The organism is Streptomyces sp. NPDC020958, assembly GCF_055562175.1.
In genome coordinates, this window is sequence record NZ_JBVHFU010000002.1 from 142972 (window position 1) to 164291 (window position 21320).

The window sequence follows — 21320 nt, forward strand, 5'->3', positions numbered from 1 at the left end:
CTACAGCGCGTCCGGGCCGCGCTCGCCCGTGCGGACCCGTACGGCGGTCTCGACCGGCAGCGACCAGACCTTGCCGTCGCCGATCTTGCCGGTACGGGCGGCCTTGACGATGACGTCGATCAACTGCTCGGCGTCGTCGTCCTCGGCCAGTACCTCTATACGGATCTTGGGCACCAGGTCGACCGTGTACTCCGCACCACGGTAGACCTCGGTGTGGCCGCGCTGCCGACCGTATCCGCTGGCCTCGGTGACCGTGAGGCCGTGGACGCCGAAGGCCTGCAGGGCCTCCTTGATCTCGTCGAGCCGGTGGGGCTTCACGACGGCGGTGATGAGCTTCATGCGTCCACCTTCTTGCTCGTGCCGGCCAGGGCCGCGGTCACGGAGCCGACGACACCGCCGCCCGCGCCGCTGAAGTCGTATGCAGTCTCGGCGTGCTCGGCCTGGTCGATGCCGGAGATCTCCTCGTCCTCGGTGACCCGCATGCCGATGGTCTTGTCGAGGAGGAAGGCGAGGACCGCCGAGGCGACCAGGGAGTAGGCGAGGACCGCGCCGACACCGGCGCACTGCTTCCACAGCTGGGTGAAGGAGTGGTCGCCGTAGAAGACGCCGGTCGCGGTGGACTGGCCCTTGCCGGTGGCGAAGAAGCCGATGAGCAGGGAGCCGATGATGCCGCCGACCATGTGGACGCCGACCACGTCGAGGGAGTCGTCGAAGCCGAACTTGAACTTCAGGCTGACCGCGGCGGCGCAGGCGACACCGGCGATGACACCGACGGCGATCGCGCCGAGCGGAGAGACAGCGCCACCGGACGGGGTGATCGCGACCAGGCCGGCGACCGCGCCGGAGGCGGCACCGAGCGTGGTGAACGCGCCGTGCCGGATCTTCTCGTAGGCGAGCCAGGCCAGCATGGCGGCGGCGGTGGCGACCTGCGTGTTGACGAACATCAGCGCGCCGACGCCGTCGTCGTTGCCGAGCCACGAGCCGGCGTTGAAGCCGAACCAGCCGAACCACAGGAGACCCGCGCCGAGCATGACCAGCGGGAGGCTGTGCGGGCGCATCGGGTCCTTCTTGAAGCCGACGCGCTTGCCGATGACCAGGATGACGCCGAGGGCGCCGGCACCGGCGTTGATGTGGACCGCGGTACCACCGGCGAAGTCGATCACGCCGAGCTTGAAGGCCCAGCCGTCGGCGCCCCACACCCAGTGGGCGACCGGGACGTAGACGATCGTGAGCCACAGGGCGACGAAGAGCGCCCAGGCCGAGAACTTCACGCGGTCCGCGATCGCGCCGCTTATCAGGGCCGGGGTGATGACCGCGAACATCATCTGGAAGACCATGAAGACGAAGATCGGGATCGTGTAGCCGGGCCAGAGCTCCGTCAGCCCGACGTTGCTCATGCCCAGCCAGTGGGAGTCGTAGCCGATGAAGCCGTTGCTGGAGCCGAAGGCCAGGGAGAAGCCGTAGAGCACCCACAGGATGGTGACGATCCCGATGCTGACGAAGCTCATCATCAGCATGTTCAGGGTGCTCTTGACGCGGACCATGCCGCCGTAGAAGAAGGCGAGGCCCGGCGTCATGAGCAGCACCAGGGCGGAACAGATGAGCATGAAGCCCGTGTTCGCGGAGGACAGCTTGGGTGCCTCCGCGGCAAGCGTGATGGCGGATGATGCCATCGGCGTCTCCTCGTCGGTTGGTACGGCCCCGTGCGGGTCGGAGCGTGAGCGGTCCGGTGAAGCGGGGGGTGGGCCGGTTATGCGCCATGAGATTGGCGCAGCGCGGTTTCCGTGGAAGCCCCTCGTTGTTTCGCCGGGGTGACGAAGGCGCCCTGCGTGTTACGCGTCGATGAACTACGAGATGTCCGACTCCGGGATCGTTATCGTGACGCAACCTACCGTGGAGGTCTCCGGGCGGAACAGAGCCGGCCGCGGCGGCCTTCCGAATGACCTGGCATGGGGGAGCCGAGTCGGGCAGTTCGGGAGGGCCGGCCGCGGCCGGGGTCGGGGGTCGCCGGGGTTCAGACCGCCTCTGCGGTCTCCGGCAGGTCGGCGGCGAGCTGCTCGGTGAGGTCGACGACCGCCGCCAGGTCGCCGTAGTCGCGGACGGCCGAGTCGACCGTCTTTCGAATACGAGTGTTCACACGCTCCGAGCGCACCTTCTTGGCGATGCCCAGGGCCTCGGCGGCCGGCACCGTGCTCTGCTCGGGCTCGCCGCGCAGCAGGTGCACGGTGGCCATGCCGATGAGGTTCAGTGCGTAGGACCGCTGGTGCTCGGCGTCCTTGGCGAACAGCTCCACCGCCCGCTGCATCAGGGGCTCGGCCAGGGAGGCGTAGGTGGGGCTGCGGCCCGCGACGTAGGCGAGGTCACGGAAGGAGTGCGAGTTCTCCCCGTAGAGCTCGGCCTCGGAGAAGAAGCGGATCCAGTCGGGGTCCGGGTCGTCCCACTCGTCGGCCTCGGCGAAGGTGTCCTCGGCCATCCGGACGGCCCGCTTGCACTTGCCGGGCTGGCCCATGTTGGCGTAGGCGCGGGCCTCCATCGCATACAGCATCGCCTGGGTGCGCGGGCTGGCGCAGTCCCGGCTGCCGTACTGGGCGAGGTGGATCAGCTCCAGGGCGTCGTCGGGCCGGCCGAGGTGGATCATCTGGCGGCTCATGCTGGAGAGCACGTACGAGCCGAGCGGCTTGTCGCCGGCCTCCTTGGCCGCGTGCAGGGCGAGCACGAAGTACTTCTGCGCGGTGGGATGGAGCCCGACGTCGTACGACATCCAGCCGGCCAGCTCGGCGAGTTCGGCGGCGACCTGGAAGAGCTTGCGGGAGGTGGGCTCGGACTGGGGTTCCTGGAGCAGGTCGGTGACCTCGTGCAGCTGGCCGACGACCGCCTTGCGGCGCAGCCCGCCGCCGCACTGGGCGTCCCACTGCCGGAACATCACCGTGGTGGACTCCAGCAGCTCCAGCTCGGGTTGGGAGAGGCGGCCGGGGCGGCGGGACTCGACCGCCGGTTCCGCGGCCGCCTGCTGCGGGCCGCCGGGCGCGGGCACCAGCCAGCGCTGCATGGGCTCGATGAGGGACGGGCCCGCCGACAGGACCAGCGAGGTTCCGAGGAAGCCGCGCCGCGCCAGCATCAGGTCGCTGCGCGAGAACTCGCTGAGCAGGGCCACCGTCTGCGGGCCCGTCCAGGGCAGGTCGACGCCGGTCGCGGAGGGTGACTGGCGTGCGGCCCGCAGACCGAGGTCCTCGACCGCGACGACGCAGCCGAACCGCTCGGAGAACAGCTCGGAGAGGATCCTGGGGATCGGCTCGCGCGGGTTCTCCCCGTCGAGCCAGCGACGCACCCTGGACGTGTCCGTCGAGATGTGGTTGGCCCCCAACTGACGTGCCCTGCGGTTCACTTGCCGCGCCAACTCGCCCTTCGACCAGCCACTGCGCACGAACCACGAGTTGAGCAGCTCATTGGGGCGCTTGTCCGTGCTGGTCGCGGTCGCCCCGCTTCCGCCGTTGCCGCCCACTGGAACGCCCCCATCCCTGAGACCACTTGATGCCGGATGCGCCAAGCCCTATCAGAATGCCGGTAAATACGGCCGTCCGTCGGCGGTTCTCACCCTTCGAACGGGATCCCGAGTTGCCTCCGGCATACCCAGGAGAGCATGTGCCCCCAGGCCTCGTGCACTCAAAGTAATCCTACGATCACTGGCGCACCACGGCGATCCCGGAAACGCCACCATTCGCCACCCCTTCGAATGAACTCACGATGCCCCTGGCGCGATTCACTTGACATAGGACGGCCGAGAGTTGACGGAACGATGCATTCGGGGGCGCGCGTCTCCGAACGCACCACCTGGGGTGCTTCGGAGCGCTGCCTTGACCGTGCGGGCGAAGGGGGAGGCGGAACCGTAGCGTCACGTTCCGTTCTCATCCCGTTCCGTGTCGTAACCACCGGCGCGCCGGACCCGTTGGAGGGGGCATGGGCTTCACGATCGGCGGCATTCGCGAGATCCGCTCCGGCACACGCCGACGCGGCCGTGCATCGGACTGCACCGCCGTCGCCGAGTTCACCGGACTGTGGGGCTGGGACGTGGTGCCGGGGGCCCGGGCCGCGGGCGGCGCGTGCTCCTGCGGGCACGCGGACTGCCCCGCGCCGGGAGCGCATCCGCTGGACTTCGCGCCCGAGGTGCCCGCGGGCGCCACGCTCGACGAGGTCACCAAGGCCTGGGGCGAGTTCCCGGGCGCGGCGGTGCTGCTGCCGGTCGGCCGCGCGTTCGACGTCGTCGAGGTCGCCGAGGCCGCCGGGCGCCGCGCCCTGGTCCGTCTGGAGCGCATGGGCCTGCCGCTCGGGCCGGTCACCGCCACCCCGGAGGGCCGCGCCCAGTTCCTCGTCGCCCCCGGCGCCGCCGCCGAGCTTCCCGAGCTGCTCTACCGCATGGGCTGGGACGACCCGGGCTCACTCGACCTGCGCGGCCTCGGCTCCGGTGCGTACATCACCGCGCCGCCGTCGGACCGGGGCGGCCTGGGCCCGGTGCGCTGGCTGCGGCCGCCGGCCCTGGACTCGGCGACGCGGCCGCCCGCCGCACGGCTGCTGCTCGGGACGCTGGCCTACGTGGCGCACCGGTCGCGGGCGTAGCAGCCGTACAGGGACCGAAGCGCCCGCCCCCGACTGCACCTCGGGACCGGGCGCTTCTCACGCCTGGGGGTAAATTCACCCCCCTGCTACTCCCCGATAAGGGCGTCAACGAACGCCTCCGGCTCGAACGGGGCCAGGTCGTCCGCGCCCTCGCCGAGGCCGATGAGCTTGACCGGGACCCCCAGTTCGCGCTGGACCGCGATCACGATGCCGCCCTTGGCGGTGCCGTCGAGCTTGGTGAGCACGATGCCGCTGATGTCCACCACCTCGGCGAACACCCGGGCCTGGACCAGGCCGTTCTGCCCGGTGGTGGCGTCGAGGACGAGCAGCACCTCGTCCAGCGGGGCGTGCTTCTCCACGACCCGCTTGACCTTGCCCAGCTCGTCCATCAGGCCGGTCTTGGTGTGCAGCCGTCCGGCGGTGTCGATGAGCACCACGTCGACGCCCATCTCCTTGCCCTCCTTCACCGCGTCGAAGGCGACGGAGGCGGGGTCGCCGGCCTCGGGGCCGCGCACGGTGTGGGCGCCGACCCGCTCGCCCCAGGTCTGGAGCTGGTCGGCGGCGGCGGCCCGGAAGGTGTCGGCGGCGCCGAGGACCACGGTACGGCCGTCGGCGACGAGCACGCGGGCGAGCTTGCCGGTGGTGGTGGTCTTGCCGGTGCCGTTGACACCGACGACCATCACGATGCCGGGCTTGCGGTCGGCCGGCTCGGTCTTCACCGTGCGGTCGACGTCGGTGCCGACCAGCTTGAGCAGCTCCTCGCGGAGCAGGCCGCGCAGCTCGTCGGGGGTGCGGGTGCCGAGCACCTTGACGCGCTCGCGCAGCCGCTCGACCAGTTCGGTGGTGGGCTGCACACCGACGTCGGCGGTGAGCAGGGTGTCCTCGATCTCCTCCCAGGTCTCGTCGTCGAGGTGCTCGCGCGACAGCAGCGTGAGCAGCCCCTTGCCGAGGGCGTTCTGGGAGCGGGAGAGCCGGGCGCGGAGGCGGACCAGGCGGCCGGCGGTGGGCTCGGGGATCTCGATCTCGGGAGCCGGGGGCTCCTCGACGACGACGGGAGCCGAGCCGTCGGGAAGGTCGACCTCCTCTATCGTCCGGCGCGGTTCGTCGCGCGGCGTCTCGGCCTCGTCGCCGACGTGCGGCTCGGCCGGGGGCGCGGTGATGTCGGGGGCGGCGGGGGGCGGCGGGGGCAGCGACTTCTTGCGCCGGCTGCCGACGACGAGCCCGCCGAGCGCACCGAGCACGACCACGGCGATGACTACAGCAAGGATGACGGTTTCCATAACCCGTCCAGTATCCATCCCTCCCCCGTGGCGGACTTTGTTCCCCCGCGAGGAAGTCCTGGACGATTCTCCGAAGCAGGATGTTCCTTTTGGAGGTATTTGTCGGACTAACGTACGATGGCTGACCATGAGCACCACCGCCCACCACGATGGCGCCCTCGAACATCTCGAAGAGTCACTGGAGCACCACGGCCTCGAGACCCGCGGCCTCGAACCGGTCCCCGACTCCGAGCGCACCGCGACACCCCGCGGACTGCTGCCCACCTGGATCGCCGCCAACATCAGCGTGCTGCTGCTGACCATGGGCGCGAGCCTCGCGGTGTCGTTCGGGCTGAACTTCTGGCAGGCCCTGGTGGTCGGCACCGCCGCCCCGGTCGTCTCGTACGGCCTGGTCGGGATGATCGGCGTCGCGGGCAGGCGCGGCGGCGCGCCGGGCATGGCACTGTCCCGGGCGGTCTTCGGCCAGCGGGGCAACCTGCTGCCCGGCGCGCTGATCTGGGTGGCACGCTGGGGCTGGGAGACGATCAACGCGGTGACCGGCGCCTATGCGCTGCTGACCGTCCTGGACATTCTCTTCGGGGTCAGGAGCAACACCCCCCTGGTCGTCGTCACCCTGCTTCTCTTCGTCCTGGCCACGTTCGCGATCTCGGGCATGGGCATCAAGGCGGTGCGGCGCTGCAACCGCTGGGCGACCTGACTGTTCGGCGCCTTCTCCCTGCTGGTCCTCGGCCACCTGGTCGTGCGGACGGACTGGGCCGGGGTGCTCGGGCGGGGCGCCGGGCCGACGGCGGCGATGGTCACCGGGGTCGGGCTGATCGCGGCGGGCGGGATGAGCTGGGCGCCGGCCGCGCCGGACTTCACCCGGTACCTGCCGGGTACGGCGTCCTCGGTGGCGATCGTACGCAACACGGTCGGCGGCGCCGGGATCGTCGTCCTCCCGATGGTCCTGATGGGGGCCGTGATGGCGTCGTCCACGCCGGACCTCGCCAAGGCGACCGACCCGGTCTCCTTCCTGGGCGCGGTCCTCCCGCTCTGGCTCGCGGTGCCCTACCTCCTCATCGCCCTGGTGGGGATGCTACTGATCAACGCCATGTCGATGTACTCGGCGGGCTTCACCGCACAGACCCTCGGCTTCCGCCTCCCCCGGCACTGGGCGGTCTCCGTGAACGCGGTGATCTCGCTGGTCCTCGGCGGCGTCCTGATGCTGGCGGCGACCTCCTTCATGGGCTCGTTCGTCGCCTTCCTGTCGCTGCTGGCCGTCGCCTTCTCGGCCTGGGTCGGCGTGTTCGGCGTGGACATGCTGCGCCGCCGGGAGTACGACGCGACCGCGCTGCTCGACACCACGCCGAGCAGCGCCTACTGGTACCGGGCGGGCTTCTCCCCCGCCGCCGTCACGGCCTGGGCGCTGGGCCTGGCGACCGGCCTCCTGTTCACCTCCTCCGACTGGTTCACCGGCCCGCTCGCGTCGGACAACCCGGTCGGGCGGTACGGCCTCGGATGGGTCGCGACGATCCTCGTCTCGGGTCTGCTGTACGCGCTGCTGCCGAAGCCGGCGGTGGTGCCGGCGGCGGCCGGGGAGTCCGCGCCTCTGGCCGTCTGACGCCCTGTCAGTTACTGTCCCCGCACCACCAGCCCGGCCAAGGTGAAGGGGAACTCCCATGCCCGTCTCGGTCGTCCGCTTCAACCTCGTCGAGCCCGGGGCCGACTCCGCGTCCCTGGGCGCCCGGTACCGGGCGGCCGTGGAGATGGCCGCGTACGCCGACGAGCACGGCGTCACCACGGTGCAGACCGAGGAACACCACGGGGTCGACGACAACTGGCTGCCGTCACCGTTCGCCTTCGCGGGCGCGGTGTTCGGGGCGACGCGCTCCATCGCGGTGACCGTGTCGGCGGTGATCGGCCCGCTGCACGACCCGTTGCGGCTGGCGGAGGACATCGCGGTGCTCGACCTGCTCAGCGGCGGGCGGCTGGTGACGGTGGCCGGCATCGGCTACCGGCCCGAGGAGTACGCCCTGTTCGACGTGGACTGGAAGCGCCGGGGGCGGATCCAGGACGAGGTGCTGGAGACGGTGCTGCGGGCCTGGACCGGCGAGGAGTTCGAGTACCGGGGCCGTACGGTACGGGTCACCCCGCGCCCCTTCACCGATCCGCACCCCCTGCTGCTGGTCGGCGGCTCCTCCCAGGCCGCCGCCCGCCGCGCGGCCCGGCTCGGCCTGCCCTTCTTCCCGAGCGCGCACCTGCCGGAGTTGGAGGCGTACTACAAGGAGAAGCTCACCGAGTACGGCACCGAGGGCTGGACGATGATGCCGACGGCCGAGACACCGCTCCTGCACATCGCCGAGGACCCGGACCGGGCGTGGGCGCGGTACGGGGAGCACTTCCTGCACGAGGCCCGGACCTACGCGTCCTGGCAGTCCGGGGACATCCGCTCGGCGGTGCGCTCGGCGGCGACGACGGTGGCGGAACTCCGCGCGGAGGGCGTCTACCGCATCCTCACTCCGGAGCAGTGCGTGGCGGCGGGCCTGGACAACCTGGTGCTGCATCCGCTGGCGGGCGGGATGCCCCTGGAAGAGGGCTGGCGAAGCCTGCGGCTGTTCACGGAGGCGGTGCTTCCGGCACTGTCCGCGTAGGACACGACCGCGCCGGGAACGGTGGGCACGACCGCGCCGGGCACCGCCGGTCACCGCCGTCGTGGCCGATCGCCGTCGCGGCGGACGGAAAGTGAGCGGCGGCCCAGAAGGGGGGCCGGGAACGGCCGTCGCCCCCGCCCGGGCAGTGACCGGGCGGGGGCGACGGGGGATACGAGGAGAGGGGCAGCGGGGACTTGGCCCTTCTCCCCGAGTCGGGGGCGGTCAGCCCATCTCCTCCAGGGACTTGCCCTTCGTCTCCTTGACGAACTTGAGGACGAACGGGATGGAGAGGGCCGCGAAGACCGTGTAGATCACGTAGGTCGCGGAGAGGTTCCAGTCGGCCAGCGACGGGAAGCTCGCGGTGATGGCCCAGTTGGCGATCCACTGCGCGGAGGCGGCCACGCCCAGCGCGGCGGCGCGGATCCGGTTCGGGAACATCTCGCCGAGGAAGACCCAGACCACCACACCCCAGGACAGGGCGAAGAAGAGGACGAAGACGTGCGCGGCGATCAGGGCGACCCAGCCCTGCGTGGCCGGGAGCTTGCCGTCGACCAGGTCGTAGGAGAACGCCCAGGCCTCCAGGCCCAGGCCGATCACCATGCCGACGGAGCCGATGAGCGCCAGCGGCTTGCGGCCGATGCGGTCCACGAAGATCATCGCGATCACGGTGCCGATGATGTTGATGATCGACGTCGTGAAGGAGTAGAAGAACGAGTCCGTCGGGTCGACGCCCACCGACTGCCACAGGGTGGAGGAGTAGTAGAACGCGACGTTGATGCCGACGAACTGCTGGAAGACCGAGAGGCCGATGCCGACCCAGACGATCGGCTTGAAGAAGAACGAGCCGCCGAGCAGGTCCTTGAACGTGGACTTGTGCTCGCTCTTCATCGCGTGCTCGATCTCGGCGACACGGGCGTCCAGGTCCGCGTTCTTGCCCTCGACCTCCTCGAGGATCGCGCGGGCGCGCTCCCGCTTGCCGACGGAGAGCAGGAAGCGCGGGGACTCGGGGATCGCGAAGGAGAGCAGGCCGTAGAGGACGGCCGGGATCACCATGACGCCGAGCATGACCTGCCAGGCCTCGAGACCCATCAGCTTGCCGCGCTGGTCGCCGCCGGCGGCGTTGAGCAGACCCCAGTTGACCAGCTGCGAGATGGCGATGCCGACGACGATCGCGGCCTGCTGGAAGGAGCCGAGCCGGCCGCGGTAGGCGGGCGGGGCGACCTCGGCGATGTAGGCGGGGCCGATGACGGAGGCCATGCCGATGGCGAAACCGCCGACGATCCGCCAGAAGGCGAGGTCCCACAGGGCGAACGGCAGCGCCGAGCCGACGGCGCTGATCGTGAACAGCACGGCCGCGATCTGCATGCACCGGATGCGGCCGATGCGGTCGGCTATCCGGCCGGCGGTCGCGGCGCCGATCGCACAGCCGATCAGGGCGATGGCGATGACCTGGGCGAGGGCCGCGGACCCGATGTCGTAACGGCTCCGGATCGCCTCGACGGCGCCGTTGATGACGGAACTGTCGTAGCCGAAGAGGAACCCGCCCATCGCGGCCGCCGCCGCGATGAAGATGACATGCCCGAGATGATCGGGGTGAGCCGTACCGGCTCCTGACTGGGGTGCCTGCGCTGTGCTGGTCACAAGAAACTCCTCGGGCCACCGGCAACGCTGCCGGGGTGGGGGCGAGCCCTCTCAGGTCAAGTGGCGCACAGGTCCACGCCGCTCACACCTGAAGGTAAAAGCAACGTTGCAGAGACTATGCCTTCAAGTATCGAAGTCAATAGGGCAGTGGGTGTGACGTTGTCGAAGGGGGATCCGGGGAATACGTTCAGTTCTTGAAGGGAACGTGAAGGGACTCCCGGCCGACGCAGGTCAGCGCAGCCGCTGGCTGATGACCTTCGACACACCGTCGCCCTGCATGGAGACGCCGTACAACGCGTCGGCCACCTCCATCGTGCGCTTCTGGTGCGTGATCACGATCAGCTGGGAGGACTCCTGGAGCTCCTGCATGATGCGGATCAGCCGCTGGAGGTTGGTGTCGTCCAGGGCCGCCTCGACCTCGTCCATGACGTAGAACGGGCTGGGGCGCGCCTTGAAGATCGACACCAGCATCGCCACGGCGGTCAGCGAGCGCTCACCACCCGACAGCAGGGACAGCCGCTTGACCTTCTTGCCCGGCGGCCGGGCCTCGACGTCCACGCCCGTGGTGAGCATGTTGTCGGGGTCGGTCAGCACGAGCCGTCCCTCGCCGCCCGGGAAGAGACGGCTGAAGACGCCCTCGAACTCCCTGGCCGTGTCCCGGAACGCCTCCGTGAAGACCTGCTCGACCCGCTCGTCGACCTCCTTCACGACCTGAAGCAGGTCGGCACGGGTCTTCTTCAGGTCCTCCAGCTGCTCGCTGAGGAACTTGTGCCGTTCCTCGAGGGCGGCGAACTCCTCCAGGGCGAGCGGGTTCACCTTGCCGAGCTGCTGGTAGGCGCGTTCGGCCGCCTTGAGCCGGCGCTCCTGTTCCGCCCGGTGGAAGGGCTTCGGCTGGTTGCGCGGATGCTCGGGGTCCTCCGGCAGCACCTCGCCCTCGGCGGGGGGCGAGGGCGGCACGAGCTGGTGCGGACCGTACTCCGCCACGAGCCCCGCCGGTTCCACACCGAGTTCCTCCAGCGCCCTGGTCTCCAGCTGCTCGATGCGCAGCCGCTTCTCTGCTCCTAGTACCTCGCCCCGGTGAACTGAATCCGTGAGTTTGTCGAGTTCCGCCTTGAGATCGCGGCCGGTGCCGCGTGCGGCGGCCAGTTCCTGCTCGCGCTGTGCCTTCGCGGCCTCGGCGGCGGCCCGCTCGCGCTCCGCGCGGGCGACCGAGACCTCGACGTGCGCGAGCAGCTGGCGGGCGCCGGTGGCGACGGCCTCCGCGACCGCGGCCTCGTGGCGCAGCCGGGCCCGGCGCTGTTCGGCACGCGCGCGGGCCTCGCGTTCCGCGCGGGCCGCACGGTCGAGGGAGTCGGCGCGTCCCGCCAGGCCCTTGACCCGTTCCTCGTGGGTACGGACCTGGAGGCGGGCCTCCATCTCGGTCTGCCGGGCGTTGGCGCCGTCGGCGGCGAGCCGGTCCCGCGCCGAGGTGTCCGGCTCCTCCGCCACCGGCGTCTCCTCGGCGACGGCCAGCCGCTCGGCCAGTACCTCGGCCTCCTCGAGGGCCTTGTCGAGGGCCTCCTGGGCGCGGGCGGCGGCGGCCGTGGACCGCTCGGCCTCGCCGGCCGCGCCGCGTGCCTGTCCGGCGAGCCTGCCGAGCTGCTGGGCCACGGCCGACTTCTCGCGGTCGGCGGCGCGGCGCCGCTCGGCCAGGTCCTCGACGAGCGCGGCGCACTCCCTGCGGCGGTCGTGCGCCGCCTGCTGTGCCTCGGAGAGTTCGGCGCAGCGGACGGCGAGCTCTTCCAGTTCGGCCGCGGCCTCGTCGACGGAGGCCTGCACTTCGAGGAGGCTGGGGGCGCCCGCGGAGCCGCCGTGCGCGAAGTGGGCGCCGAGGAGGTCGCCTTCGGCGGTGACAGCGGTGAGATCGGGGCGGCGGTAGACGAGGTCCTCGGCGTCTTCGAGGGTGTCGACGACGACGATGTTCCTGAGGAGTCGCCGGACGGCGGGCATGAGGTCGGCGGGGCCGCGGACGAGGGTGGCGGCCAGGGCGCCGGTGGGGGGTGCAGGGAGGGGTCGTACGTCGGGTGCGGGTGCCTGGGGGCCGGTCGCGCCGTTCCCCGCGCCCCTTTGGGGCACGGTGTCTCCCGCCAGCAGCAGGGCCGCCCGTCCCCCGTCCTGCTTGCGCAGCAGGCGGATCGCGTCGGCTGCCGCGGCCGGGGTCGTCACGGCGATGGCGTCCGCAGCCGCGCCGAAGGCCGCCGCCAGGGCGACCTCGTGGCCCGGGGTCACCGTGAGCAGCTCCGCCGCCGGGCCCAGGACGCCCGTGAGCCGGTCCCGTGCGCCCAGCAGTATGCCGGTACCGTCCTTGCGCCGCAGGCCCAGGGCCAGCGCCTCGTGGCGGGCCTGGGTCGCGGCGCGCCGCCGTTCCGCAGCGGTGGCCGCCTCGCGGGCCGCCGTCAGGGCCGCCTCGGCCTCGGCGAGCCGGTGTTTCGCCGTCTCGTGCCGCTCGGCCAGTTCGTGGTCGCCGGCGTCGAGGCCGTCGACCTCGGCCTTGAGCGCCTCGTACTCCTCCTGGGCGGTGACCGCCCGCTCCTGGGCCTCGTCGCGGGCGGCGGCCAGGCGGTCGATCTCGGCCTGGGCGGCCGCGGCACGGGACCGGGCCGCGCCCGCCTGGCCGTTCAGCCGGGCCAGGTTCTCCCGGCGGTCGGCGATGGCGCGGGCGACGTCCTTGAGCCGTCGTTCCTCGACGGCCAGCTCGCGCTCCAGCTCGGCCCGGTGCGCGACCGTGTCGTCCAGGGCGTGCTGGGCCGCTTCGAGGGCGGCCTCCAGTTCGGCCTCCTGTTCCCGGACGCGGTGGGCCTCGCGCTCCAGGTCCTCGGGGTCGCGGCCGCGCCGTTCCTCGGGGGGCGCGGAGGTGGCGCTCTTCACCCGCGCGTCGGCGAGCGAGATCGTGCCGCGGACGCGTTCGGCGAGCTGGGAGAGTTCGTACCAGGTCTGCTGGGCCCGCTGGAGGCGCGGGCTGAGCCTGCGTACCTCGTCCTCCAGGAGTGCCTCGCGCTGGAGGGCCTTCCTCAGCTCCTGCTCGGCCGTCTCCTTGCGTTCCTTGAGGGCGGCCTCGTCGGCGATCTCGGCCTGGAGGGCGTTGCGGAGTCGGACGAGGTCGTCGGCGAGCAGGCGGAGCCGGGCGTCCCGGAGGTCGGCCTGGATGACGGCGGCCCGGCGGGCGACCGCCGCCTGCCGGCCCAGCGGCTTGAGCTGGCGGCGGAGCTCGTCGGTCAGGTCCTGGACGCGGGCGAGGTTGGCCTGCATCGCGTCCAGTTTCCGCAGCGCCTTCTCCTTGCGCTTGCGGTGCTTGAGGACGCCGGCCGCCTCCTCGATGAAGGCCCGGCGGCCCATCGGGTCGGCGTGCAGGACGGAGTCGAGCTGGCCCTGGCCGACGATGACGTGCATCTCGCGGCCGATGCCTGAGTCCGAGAGGAGTTCCTGGATGTCGAGGAGGCGGCAGGTGTCGCCGTTGATCTGGTATTCGCTGCCGCCGTTGCGGAACATGATCCGCGTGATGGTGACCTCGGCGTACTCGATGGGCAGGGCGCCGTCGGAGTTGTCGATGGTCAGGGACACCTCGGCGCGGCCCAGCGGCGGGCGCCCGGTGGTGCCGGCGAAGATGACGTCCTCCATCTTGCCGCCGCGCAGCGACTTGGCGCTGTGCTCGCCCATCACCCAGGTGAGCGCGTCGACGACGTTGGACTTGCCCGAGCCGTTCGGACCGACGACGCACGTGATCCCCGGCTCGAACCGGAGCGTGGTCGCCGAGGCGAACGACTTGAACCCGCGGAGGGTCAGGGCCTTGAGGTGCACGCCGCTGGACTCTACCCGCCGCCGCTACCCCACTCCACGAAGCCTCGCAACCCCGCGGTTTCACGTATGAACATGCAGGGCACACCAGACGTTAAAGACGGTGAAAGGATGCGCGGGGCTGGAAGACGGGGGCGCAAGAAAGAAGGGACGCCGGGGGCGTCCCTTGCAAATCTTGACAATGAGAGCGGTTGAAAGGGCTGCCCGATCGCCGTGTGTGCTGTTGTGGAGCGATACAGCGATCAGGTGAGCGCAGGCTCCGCCTGGTTTGCGTCGATGCTCTCCATGATCCTGTCGTGAGAAGCGGCAGCCGTCAGCGCGTCGTTCTCGGCCTGGATCCGTCCGAGTTCGGATTCGAGGTCCTGGACACGCTGCTGGAGCCGTCGCATCTCGGCGAGGAGTCGCGGGTCGGAGCCGCCGACGTAACCGAGAAGCGCCTTTGCCATGATGGATGGTCCTCCACACTGAGTGACCGACCGAAGCGGTGTGGGTCGTGAGGGATCGCACCCGCGGTGCTTGACACATACGAGGGTTGCTCGACTGTTGCGCCATGCCAAACAGCTAAGGTGCGCGGGGCTTTCAGCGTCTCACCAAAAAGTTTGACGGTCAACACGATCACGCCCTGTATTGGGGGGCGAACCCGGGGGCACGCGGCCCTGACGGGCGGCGCTGCGACTCCTGCGGGGCCCTCAGGGCGTGGCGATCAGCTGTCTGAGCGGAGCCTCCCACGGCGCGCGGTTCTTGGCAACCACCAGGCCATTCCCGCCCGGGGCACCCGCCGGTGACCGTTCGCTCCGCTGTCGCCTGCGGCGCTTCGGTGCGAGCGGTCAGCGGATGGCGAAGCCGTCGTAGCCGCCGCGGGGTGTGTCCCAGATCTCGGTGACACCGTCGACCCGGCCGGGCGTGTCATCGCCCCGGAGCCAGCCGAGCAGGCCTTCGCACCCCGCCCGGGGGCCCTCTGCGACCACCTGCACGCGGCCGTCGCCCAAATTGAGAGCAAAACCACTCAGCCCGCCGATCTCCAGTGCCTTGGCCCGCGTGAACCAGCGGAATCCCACGCCCTGCACGCGTCCGCGGACCCAGGCGACCAGTCGTACATCCTCGCTCATGGGTGCAACCTAACCGGCCGATGTCGCTCGGGACACTTCCTCCCTCAGCGCCATGGGGTACCGTCCCCCTCCAATGAATCTCATATGAAACTCACTCGATCGAGTGAGTCTGGTTGACCAGAAGGAGTCTTTGGCCACATCGGCCCCTGGTCGACCCCGACCGCGAGGACGAGGGAAGAAGGCAGGGACATGGGACGCCACCGACGCTCCGCCGCCGGCCGCGCCGCCACGGGCCGCGCCACGGGGACCACGGAGAACAACGGCCCGCGCCCGGGCGGCCGCGACCCGCAGGACTCGTACGCGGAGCTGCGCTTCGGCACCGGTACCGCGGCCTACCTGCACCAGGGCGACTACGCCCAGGCGAACCAGCGCAGCGCGAACTACCTGTACGCGACGGACGACGACTACGCCCGCGCCACGGACACCACCGTCTTCTCCGTCGAGGAGTTCGCACCGGCCGGGGGCTCCCCCTCGGGCAGCGGGCACCGGCGCAGGAAGCGGGGCGGGCGGCCGGTGGCCACCGGTCTGCTCGGGGTCTCGGCCGCCGTCGCCATCGGCACCGTCGCGGTGGCCACCGGTGTGGTGCCCGGCCTGGAGAACTACAAGCTGGGCGGCACCACCAGCACCACCGGCGGCGACCGGGTGCAGGCGGACGGCGCGCCCAGCAACACGGCCACCGAGCAGGGCGGCACCTCCGGCAGCGCGGAGAGCCGCGGTGCCGGCTCCTCGACCGGCCGGGACACCCGGCCCTCCGCCGCGCCGACCGCGTCCTCGCCCGCGTCCTCGCCGGCCTCGGCGTCGGCGTCGCCGTCCCCCTCGAAGTCCGCCGCCGCGTCGCCCACGCCGACGAGGACGGCGACCCGCACGCCGACGCCCAGCGCCACGCCGTCCACGAGGAAGCCGGCGGTCGCCCCCTCCAGGACGGCGAGCAAGGCGCCGGCGAAGACCGCCGCGCCGATCACCGTCTCCGAGGCGGCCGCCGCCGAGGCCGAGGTGCTGAAGCTGGTGAACGAGGAGCGGAGCAAGGTCGGCTGCAGCCCGCTGTCCGCGAACTCGTCGCTGACCGGCCTGGCCGAGTCCTTCAGCGCGGACATGGCCGCCCGGAACTTCTTCGACCACACCGACCCGGACGGCAAGACGCCGTGGGACCGGGCGGCGGCGGCCGGCATATCCAACCTCGGCGGCGAGAACATAGCCCGCGGCCAGGCCACCGCCCAGGACGTCATGGACGCCTGGATGAACAGCGAGGGCCACCGGGCCAACATCCTGAACTGCGACTTCAAGACCCTCGGGGTCGGTGTGCACTTCGGTGCGGGCGGCCCGTGGTGGACGCAGGACTTCGGGTACTGACCGGCAGGGTGCGCTAACTGCCGGTTAGCGCACCCTGCCGGTTAGCGCTGTACTCCCGTACCCTTGGCCCATGACCATCACCCAGGACCGCGCCGAGGGGACGCCCCCTCCGTACGACGTCTTCGCTCGGGCCTGCCCCTCGCGCACCACCCTCGAACACGCCATGGGCCGCTGGGGTGCACTCACGCTCAGCGCGCTGCACGAGGGGTCGTTCCGGTTCAACGAACTGCGCCGCCGGGTCGACGGCGTCAGCGAGAAGATGCTCTCCCAGACGCTCCAGGCCCTGGAGCGCGACGGCCTGGTGCACCGCGAGGCCCAGCCGACCAACCCGCCGCGCGTCGACTACGACCTCACCCCGCTCGGTCGTGAGGTCGCCGAACGACTGCTCTCCGTCGTGCACTTCGTGGAGAGCCGGATGGACGAGGTGCTGGCCGCCCGCGCGCGTTACGACGAGACGCGCGGCGCCCGCTGACACTTCGGGCAGAAGTAGCTGGACCGGTTCATCCAGGGCCGCCTGCGCATCGGCGTGCCGCACCGCCGGCAGGGCAGCCCCTCCCTGCCGTAGGCGTCCAGCGAGCGGTCGAAGTACCCCGACTCACCGTTCACGTTGACGTAGAGGCTGTCGAAGCTGGTGCCGCCGACCGCGAGGGCCGCGTTCATCACGTCCCGGACATGGCCGAGCAGTTCGGCGGTGCGGGGGCGGGTGAAGCCGGCGGTCGGGCGTTCGTAGTGCAGACGGGCGCGCCAAAGGGCCTCGTCCGCGTAGATGTTGCCGACTCCGCTGATCAACGACTGGTCCAGCAGCGCCCTTTTGATGGTGGACCGCTTCCGGCGCAGCGCCTGGTGGAAGGCCTCGTCGTCGAACAGCGGGTCGAGGGGGTCGCGGGCGATGTGCGCGATGACGTCGGGCAGCCCGTCGAGGGTGTTGTCGTGCAACGACAGCCCGCCGAAGGTGCGTTGGTCGACGAAGCGGAGTTCGGTACCGAGACCGTCGGCGAACCTGACGCGGATCCTGAGGTGTTTCTCGTCCGGTGCCTCGTGCTGCTGCACCAGCAGCTGACCGCTCATGCCGAGGTGGGCGAGGACCGACTGGTTCGTGTCCTCCAGTGGCAGCCACAGGTACTTGCCGCGCCGGCTCGGGGTGCCGACGCGGTGCCCCTTCAGCCGGTGCGTGAAGTCGTCGGCACCGGCGAGGTGCCGTCGCACGGCACGCGGGTGCAGGACCTCGGCCTCGGCTACGACCCGGTGGGCGACCCACCGTTCCAGGCCGCGCCGTACGACCTCGACCTCGGGCAGTTCGGGCATCGGGGCTCCCGTTGCAGGACCGTGGAAGACTCCGAGCGCCCGCCCCCTCTGGTGCCGGGGCGGGCGCTCGGACCGTGCTGTTCGTCAGGCGGAGGCGGCGGACGACGGACCGTCGTCCTCCTCGGCCTCGGCCCTGGCGGCCTGCTCGGCCGCCGCGGCCTTGGCGCGCTCGTCCGCCGCGGCGCGGATCGCGCGCCAGGCGGACTCGGCGGCCTGCTGCTCCGCCTCCTTCTTGCTGCGGCCGGTGCCGGTGCCGTACGAGACGCCTCCGACGCGGGCGGCAGCAGTGAAGGTCTTCTCGTGGTCGGGGCCGGTCTCCGTGACCAGGTACTCGGGCACGCCGAGGCCCTCCGTCGCGGTGAGCTCCTGGAGACTGGTCTTCCAGTCCAGGCCGGCTCCGAGGTTCGAGGACTTCTCGATCAGCGGGTCGAAGAGCCGGTGCACCAGCTCGGACGCCGAGTCGAGGCCCTGGTCGAGATAGACCGCGCCGATCACCGCTTCCAGGGTGTCGGCGAGGATGGACGCCTTGTCCCGGCCGCCCGTGCCCTCTTCACCGCGGCCGAGCCGGATGAAGGAGCCCAGGTCGAGACCGCGGCCCACCTCCGCGAGCGCACGCGAGTTCACCACCGCGGCCCGGAGCTTGGCCAGCTGGCCCTCGGGCAGGTCGGGGTGGGTGTTGTACAGCGTGTCCGTGACGACGAGACCGAGGACGGAGTCACCGAGGAACTCCAGCCGCTCGTTCGTCGGCAGGCCGCCGTTCTCGTACGCGTAGGAACGGTGGGTCAGTGCACGCACCAGAAGGGCGGACTCGAGCTTGTAGCCGAGCCGCCCTTCCAGAAGCGTGTGGGACGAGGCCGTGCTGTCCGCTTTCTTCTTGGCGGACGGGTCCGCCTTGGGCTCTTCGCCCTTCTTGGGACTGGACACAGTGCCTCTCACCTGGCCGCTCAGACTTCGAGGACCTGGCGCTTGTTGTAGGTGCCGCACGACGGGCACGCGATGTGCTGCTGCTTGGGCTCGTGGCAGCGCTCGCACGCAACCAGGGTGGGGACCGCAGCCTTCCACTGCGACCGGCGGTGGCGCGTGTTGCTGCGCGACATCTTCCGCTTCGGAACAGCCACGGCTACTTCTCCTGCTTCTCGTCGACGCCCGCTTCCGCGTCAGCGCCGCTCATCTCGTCCTTCTCGCCGTCCTTCATGGAACCGGCGAGTCCCTGCAAAGCCGCCCAACGGATGTCGACGGCGTCATGGTGGTGGTCCGGGTCGTCCGTGAGCCGGGCTCCGCACTCGGAGCACAGGCCCAGGCAGTCGTCCTGGCACACCGGCTGCATCGGCAGTGCGAGCACCACCGCATCACGCAGCACGGGTTCGAGGTCGAACAGGCCGTCCTCGATGAAGAACCTGTCCTCGTCGTCCTCGGCGTCGTCGCCCGGTTCCGCGATCACGCGGCCCCGGTCGTCGGCGTCAGGGTACGAGAACAGTTCCTGGAAGTCCGCTTCGAGCTCCTGCTCGACCGGCTCCAGACACCTTACGCACTCCCCCTCGGCCTGTGCACGGGCGGTGCCTGTGACGAGCACACCTTCCATGACCGACTCGAGCCGGAGTTCGAGCTCCACCGGGACGCCCTGCGGCACTCCGATGACCCCCTTGATCCCGAAGTCCTCGGGAGCCTCGACCGTGCGGGTCAGGCGCAGCAGCGCACCGGGACGCCGTCCCAGCTCGTGTGTGTCGAACACGAACGGGTTGCGGTGGTCGAGGCGCGCGTGAGGAGCCATTCCTGCTTTCGATCTTCGAGTGCGGGGGAGGCCGTCCGGAGAGGACTCCGGGCAGCGTTGATCGCGGACGTAGACGCGACCGAAGAGCCAGGATACTGGACCTTTCGCTGTCGGCCCAATCCGGCCGTCTCCTACAGTCCCCGCCCCTGCTCGTAGGCCCGCAGCTGGTCCGGCGTGATCATGCCGGTGTCGAAGAGGCTGGTCTCGTCGAGTGCGTACGCCTGGTGCGCCTGGTGCTGGTCGGCCGGCTGCTGCTGCTGCTGGGGATCGTAGACGGGCTGCTGGCCGGTGTCGTAGCCCTGGTAGGCGGCGGCGTAGGGGTCGGCCTGCTGGTAGCCGTAGGGGTCCTGCTGGTAGCCGTACGCGTCCTGCTGGGCGTAGGCGGGCTGCTGCTGCGGGTAGCCGTACGGGTCCTGCGCCACCGGCTGCTGGTCGTACGACGGCTGCTGCGGGGCGGCGCCGGACTGCTCGGCCTGGGCCGCCTTCGCCGTCTGCGCGTCCTGGTCGGCGAGGGCCGCCAGGTCGGCGAGGTAGTCCGCGTCGCTGGAGTGCTGGAAGGTCGTGTTGTCGTCGGCCAGGGCGCCCAGGGCGTCGGTGGCGATCCGGCCGTGCAGCTTGGCACGGCCCTTGCCGACCGCCTCCAGGGTCTTGGCGAGGACCGCCTCGAAGGCGCCCAGCTTGCTGTCGACGTAGGCGTCGGCGTCCCGGCGCAGGGTCTCGGGGTCGTGACTGCGCTCGGGGGCGTCCTCGTCCTCGTAGCCCTGCTCGTCGAGGCCGGGCCCGGTGCCGAGCAGCTTCTCCCGGCCGCGGCCGACCGAGCCGAGGGTCTTGGTGAGGACGACCTCGAAGTTGGCGAGCTTGGAGTCGACGTAGTCGTCGGCCTCGGCGCGGACCTCCTCGGCCTCCTGGCGGGCCTCGGCGAGGATCCGGTCGGCCTCGGCCTGGGAGCGGCGGGCCACCTCGGTGTCGGAGATCAGCGAACCGCGCTCGGCGTGTGCGGTCTCGATGATCCGCTCGGCCTCGATCCGGGCCTGCTCGACCATCTGGTCACGGTCGCCGATCAGCTCCTGGGCCTGCGCGAGGGAGCCGGGCAGCGCCTGGCGCAGTTCTTCCAGCATCGCGAGCAGTTCGGCGCGGTTGACCACGCACGACGCCGACATGGGCATGGACCGGGCACCCGAGACCGAGGCCACGATCTCGTCGAGCTTCTTCTGCACGTCCACCTGTGCTCGCCACTCTCTACAGCTGGGTTGGAGACGGACGGGACGACTGTAGCCCCATCAGTCCCTGTCGAGACGCTTGTTGAGGGCTTCGAGAACGGCCGGCGGGACCAGGTGCGAGACGTCGCCGCCCCACTGGGCGACCTCCTTGACCAGCGAGGAGGAGAGGAAGCTGTAGGTGGGGTTGGTGGGCACGAACAGGGTCTCGACGCCCGACAGGCCGTTGTTCATCTGGGCCATCTGGAGTTCGTAGTCGAAGTCGCTGACCGCCCGCAGGCCCTTGACGATGGCGGGGATCTCGCGCTGCTTGCAGAAGTCGACGAGGAGGCCGTGGAAGGCCTCGACCCGGACGTTCCCGTAGTCGGCGGTGACCGTGCGGATCAGGTCGATCCGCTCGTCGACCCCGAACAGGCCCTTCTTGGACTTGTTGATCATCACCGCGACGTAGACCTCGTCGTAGAGGCGGGACGCACGGGCAATGATGTCGAGGTGTCCGTTGGTGATCGGGTCGAACGACCCGGGACAGACGGCGCGGCGCACTAGTGATCCCTCGCTCTCCGGTCCGG

Annotated in this window: 18 protein-coding genes and 1 pseudogene; 5 read left to right on the forward strand and 14 right to left on the reverse strand. The window is 70.8% G+C overall.

All coding sequences use genetic code 11. The annotated features are described in order from the left end of the window. The 3 genes from ACZ3KP_RS06515 to nsdA form a co-directional block, all read right to left on the reverse strand. Positions 1-339 carry a P-II family nitrogen regulator gene (locus tag ACZ3KP_RS06515; protein ID WP_003997576.1) on the reverse strand — a complete coding sequence of 113 codons (339 nt, stop codon included), beginning with the start codon at positions 337-339 and terminating at the stop codon, positions 1-3. Further along, on the reverse strand, positions 336-1673 hold the full coding sequence (locus ACZ3KP_RS06520) for an ammonium transporter (RefSeq protein ID WP_467496959.1): 1338 nt from the start codon (positions 1671-1673) through the stop codon (positions 336-338). Before ACZ3KP_RS06520 ends, ACZ3KP_RS06515 begins: the two co-directional genes overlap by 4 nt. 341 nt (positions 1674-2014) lie before the next feature. Further along, a complete protein-coding gene (nsdA, locus tag ACZ3KP_RS06525; RefSeq protein ID WP_467496961.1) occupies positions 2015-3502 on the reverse strand; it encodes a transcriptional repressor NsdA in 1488 nt (495 codons plus the stop codon). 455 nt (positions 3503-3957) lie between these two features. Between nsdA and ACZ3KP_RS06530 the strand changes: the two genes are divergently transcribed. After that, a complete protein-coding gene (locus tag ACZ3KP_RS06530; protein ID WP_358975035.1) occupies positions 3958-4614 on the forward strand; it encodes a bifunctional DNA primase/polymerase in 657 nt (218 codons plus the stop codon). A gap of 86 nt (positions 4615-4700) precedes the next feature. On the opposite strand, the gene ftsY is transcribed toward ACZ3KP_RS06530, so the two are convergent. Then, entirely contained in the window at positions 4701-5894 is a 1194-nt protein-coding gene (gene ftsY, locus ACZ3KP_RS06535; protein WP_366891903.1) for a signal recognition particle-docking protein FtsY, read from the reverse strand. A 127-nt stretch (positions 5895-6021) separates the two neighbouring features. On the opposite strand from ftsY, the pseudogene ACZ3KP_RS06540 reads away from it, so the two are divergent. Further along, a pseudogene (locus tag ACZ3KP_RS06540) lies at positions 6022-7494 on the forward strand (cytosine permease). Between the two features lie 58 nt (positions 7495-7552). Then, positions 7553-8524 (forward strand): LLM class flavin-dependent oxidoreductase, encoded by a 972-nt coding sequence (locus ACZ3KP_RS06545; RefSeq protein ID WP_467496965.1) that lies wholly within the window; start codon positions 7553-7555, stop codon positions 8522-8524. A gap of 222 nt (positions 8525-8746) precedes the next feature. Here ACZ3KP_RS06545 and ACZ3KP_RS06550 read toward each other — a convergent pair whose 3' ends face one another. The 4 genes from ACZ3KP_RS06550 to ACZ3KP_RS06565 form a co-directional block, all read right to left on the reverse strand. Next, positions 8747-10165 (reverse strand): sugar porter family MFS transporter, encoded by a 1419-nt coding sequence (locus tag ACZ3KP_RS06550; protein ID WP_467496967.1) that lies wholly within the window; start codon positions 10163-10165, stop codon positions 8747-8749. Between the two features lie 231 nt (positions 10166-10396). Next, positions 10397-14002 carry a chromosome segregation protein SMC gene (gene smc, locus ACZ3KP_RS06555; RefSeq protein WP_467496969.1) on the reverse strand — a complete coding sequence of 1202 codons (3606 nt, stop codon included), beginning with the start codon at positions 14000-14002 and terminating at the stop codon, positions 10397-10399. A gap of 239 nt (positions 14003-14241) precedes the next feature. Then, complete coding sequence (locus tag ACZ3KP_RS06560; RefSeq protein WP_046733987.1) at positions 14242-14445, reverse strand: hypothetical protein; 204 nt, start codon at positions 14443-14445, stop codon at positions 14242-14244. Positions 14446-14826: 381 nt separating this feature from the next. Further along, complete coding sequence (locus tag ACZ3KP_RS06565) at positions 14827-15108, reverse strand: acylphosphatase (RefSeq protein ID WP_132889802.1); 282 nt, start codon at positions 15106-15108, stop codon at positions 14827-14829. 189 nt (positions 15109-15297) lie between these two features. Between ACZ3KP_RS06565 and ACZ3KP_RS06570 the strand changes: the two genes are divergently transcribed. Both ACZ3KP_RS06570 and ACZ3KP_RS06575 read left to right on the forward strand, forming a co-directional pair. Next, on the forward strand, positions 15298-16458 hold the full coding sequence (locus tag ACZ3KP_RS06570) for a CAP domain-containing protein (protein ID WP_467496972.1): 1161 nt from the start codon (positions 15298-15300) through the stop codon (positions 16456-16458). Between the two features lie 70 nt (positions 16459-16528). After that, positions 16529-16930, forward strand: coding sequence for a winged helix-turn-helix transcriptional regulator (locus tag ACZ3KP_RS06575; RefSeq protein ID WP_467496974.1), 402 nt, complete (start codon positions 16529-16531; stop codon positions 16928-16930). On the opposite strand, the gene mutM is transcribed toward ACZ3KP_RS06575, so the two are convergent. The 6 genes from mutM to coaD form a co-directional block, all read right to left on the reverse strand. Then, positions 16903-17763 carry a bifunctional DNA-formamidopyrimidine glycosylase/DNA-(apurinic or apyrimidinic site) lyase gene (mutM, locus tag ACZ3KP_RS06580; protein ID WP_360518214.1) on the reverse strand — a complete coding sequence of 287 codons (861 nt, stop codon included), beginning with the start codon at positions 17761-17763 and terminating at the stop codon, positions 16903-16905. The genes ACZ3KP_RS06575 and mutM overlap by 28 nt on opposite strands. Positions 17764-17847: 84 nt before the next feature. After that, positions 17848-18699: a ribonuclease III gene (gene rnc, locus ACZ3KP_RS06585; protein ID WP_165939402.1), complete on the reverse strand. Its 852-nt coding sequence runs from the start codon at positions 18697-18699 to the stop codon at positions 17848-17850. Positions 18700-18707: 8 nt separating this feature from the next. Continuing rightward, a complete protein-coding gene (gene rpmF / locus ACZ3KP_RS06590; RefSeq protein WP_003951102.1) occupies positions 18708-18881 on the reverse strand; it encodes a 50S ribosomal protein L32 in 174 nt (57 codons plus the stop codon). 2 nt (positions 18882-18883) lie between these two features. Next, a complete protein-coding gene (locus tag ACZ3KP_RS06595; RefSeq protein WP_467496976.1) occupies positions 18884-19534 on the reverse strand; it encodes a YceD family protein in 651 nt (216 codons plus the stop codon). Between the two features lie 131 nt (positions 19535-19665). Then, entirely contained in the window at positions 19666-20757 is a 1092-nt protein-coding gene (locus ACZ3KP_RS06600) for a cell division initiation protein (protein WP_467496978.1), read from the reverse strand. Positions 20758-20814: 57 nt separating this feature from the next. After that, entirely contained in the window at positions 20815-21294 is a 480-nt protein-coding gene (gene coaD, locus ACZ3KP_RS06605) for a pantetheine-phosphate adenylyltransferase (RefSeq protein WP_358975320.1), read from the reverse strand. Between the last annotated feature and the right edge of the window lie 26 nt (positions 21295-21320).

What these genes read in the sequence shown, in the direction of transcription:
- ACZ3KP_RS06570 (WP_467496972.1), top strand. Translation starts at nt 15,298, where the DNA reads ATGGGACGCCACCGACGCTCCGCCGCCGGCCGCGCCGCCACGGGCCGC.
- ACZ3KP_RS06515 (WP_003997576.1), bottom strand. Translation starts at nt 339, where the DNA reads ATGAAGCTCATCACCGCCGTCGTGAAGCCCCACCGGCTCGACGAGATC.
- ACZ3KP_RS06560 (WP_046733987.1), bottom strand. Translation starts at nt 14,445, where the DNA reads ATGGCAAAGGCGCTTCTCGGTTACGTCGGCGGCTCCGACCCGCGACTC.
- mutM (WP_360518214.1), bottom strand. Translation starts at nt 17,763, where the DNA reads ATGCCCGAACTGCCCGAGGTCGAGGTCGTACGGCGCGGCCTGGAACGG.
- ACZ3KP_RS06575 (WP_467496974.1), top strand. Translation starts at nt 16,529, where the DNA reads ATGACCATCACCCAGGACCGCGCCGAGGGGACGCCCCCTCCGTACGAC.
- ftsY (WP_366891903.1), bottom strand. Translation starts at nt 5,894, where the DNA reads ATGGAAACCGTCATCCTTGCTGTAGTCATCGCCGTGGTCGTGCTCGGT.
- ACZ3KP_RS06520 (WP_467496959.1), bottom strand. Translation starts at nt 1,673, where the DNA reads ATGGCATCATCCGCCATCACGCTTGCCGCGGAGGCACCCAAGCTGTCC.
- ACZ3KP_RS06545 (WP_467496965.1), top strand. Translation starts at nt 7,553, where the DNA reads ATGCCCGTCTCGGTCGTCCGCTTCAACCTCGTCGAGCCCGGGGCCGAC.
- ACZ3KP_RS06595 (WP_467496976.1), bottom strand. Translation starts at nt 19,534, where the DNA reads ATGGCTCCTCACGCGCGCCTCGACCACCGCAACCCGTTCGTGTTCGAC.
- ACZ3KP_RS06530 (WP_358975035.1), top strand. Translation starts at nt 3,958, where the DNA reads ATGGGCTTCACGATCGGCGGCATTCGCGAGATCCGCTCCGGCACACGC.
- ACZ3KP_RS06565 (WP_132889802.1), bottom strand. Translation starts at nt 15,108, where the DNA reads ATGAGCGAGGATGTACGACTGGTCGCCTGGGTCCGCGGACGCGTGCAG.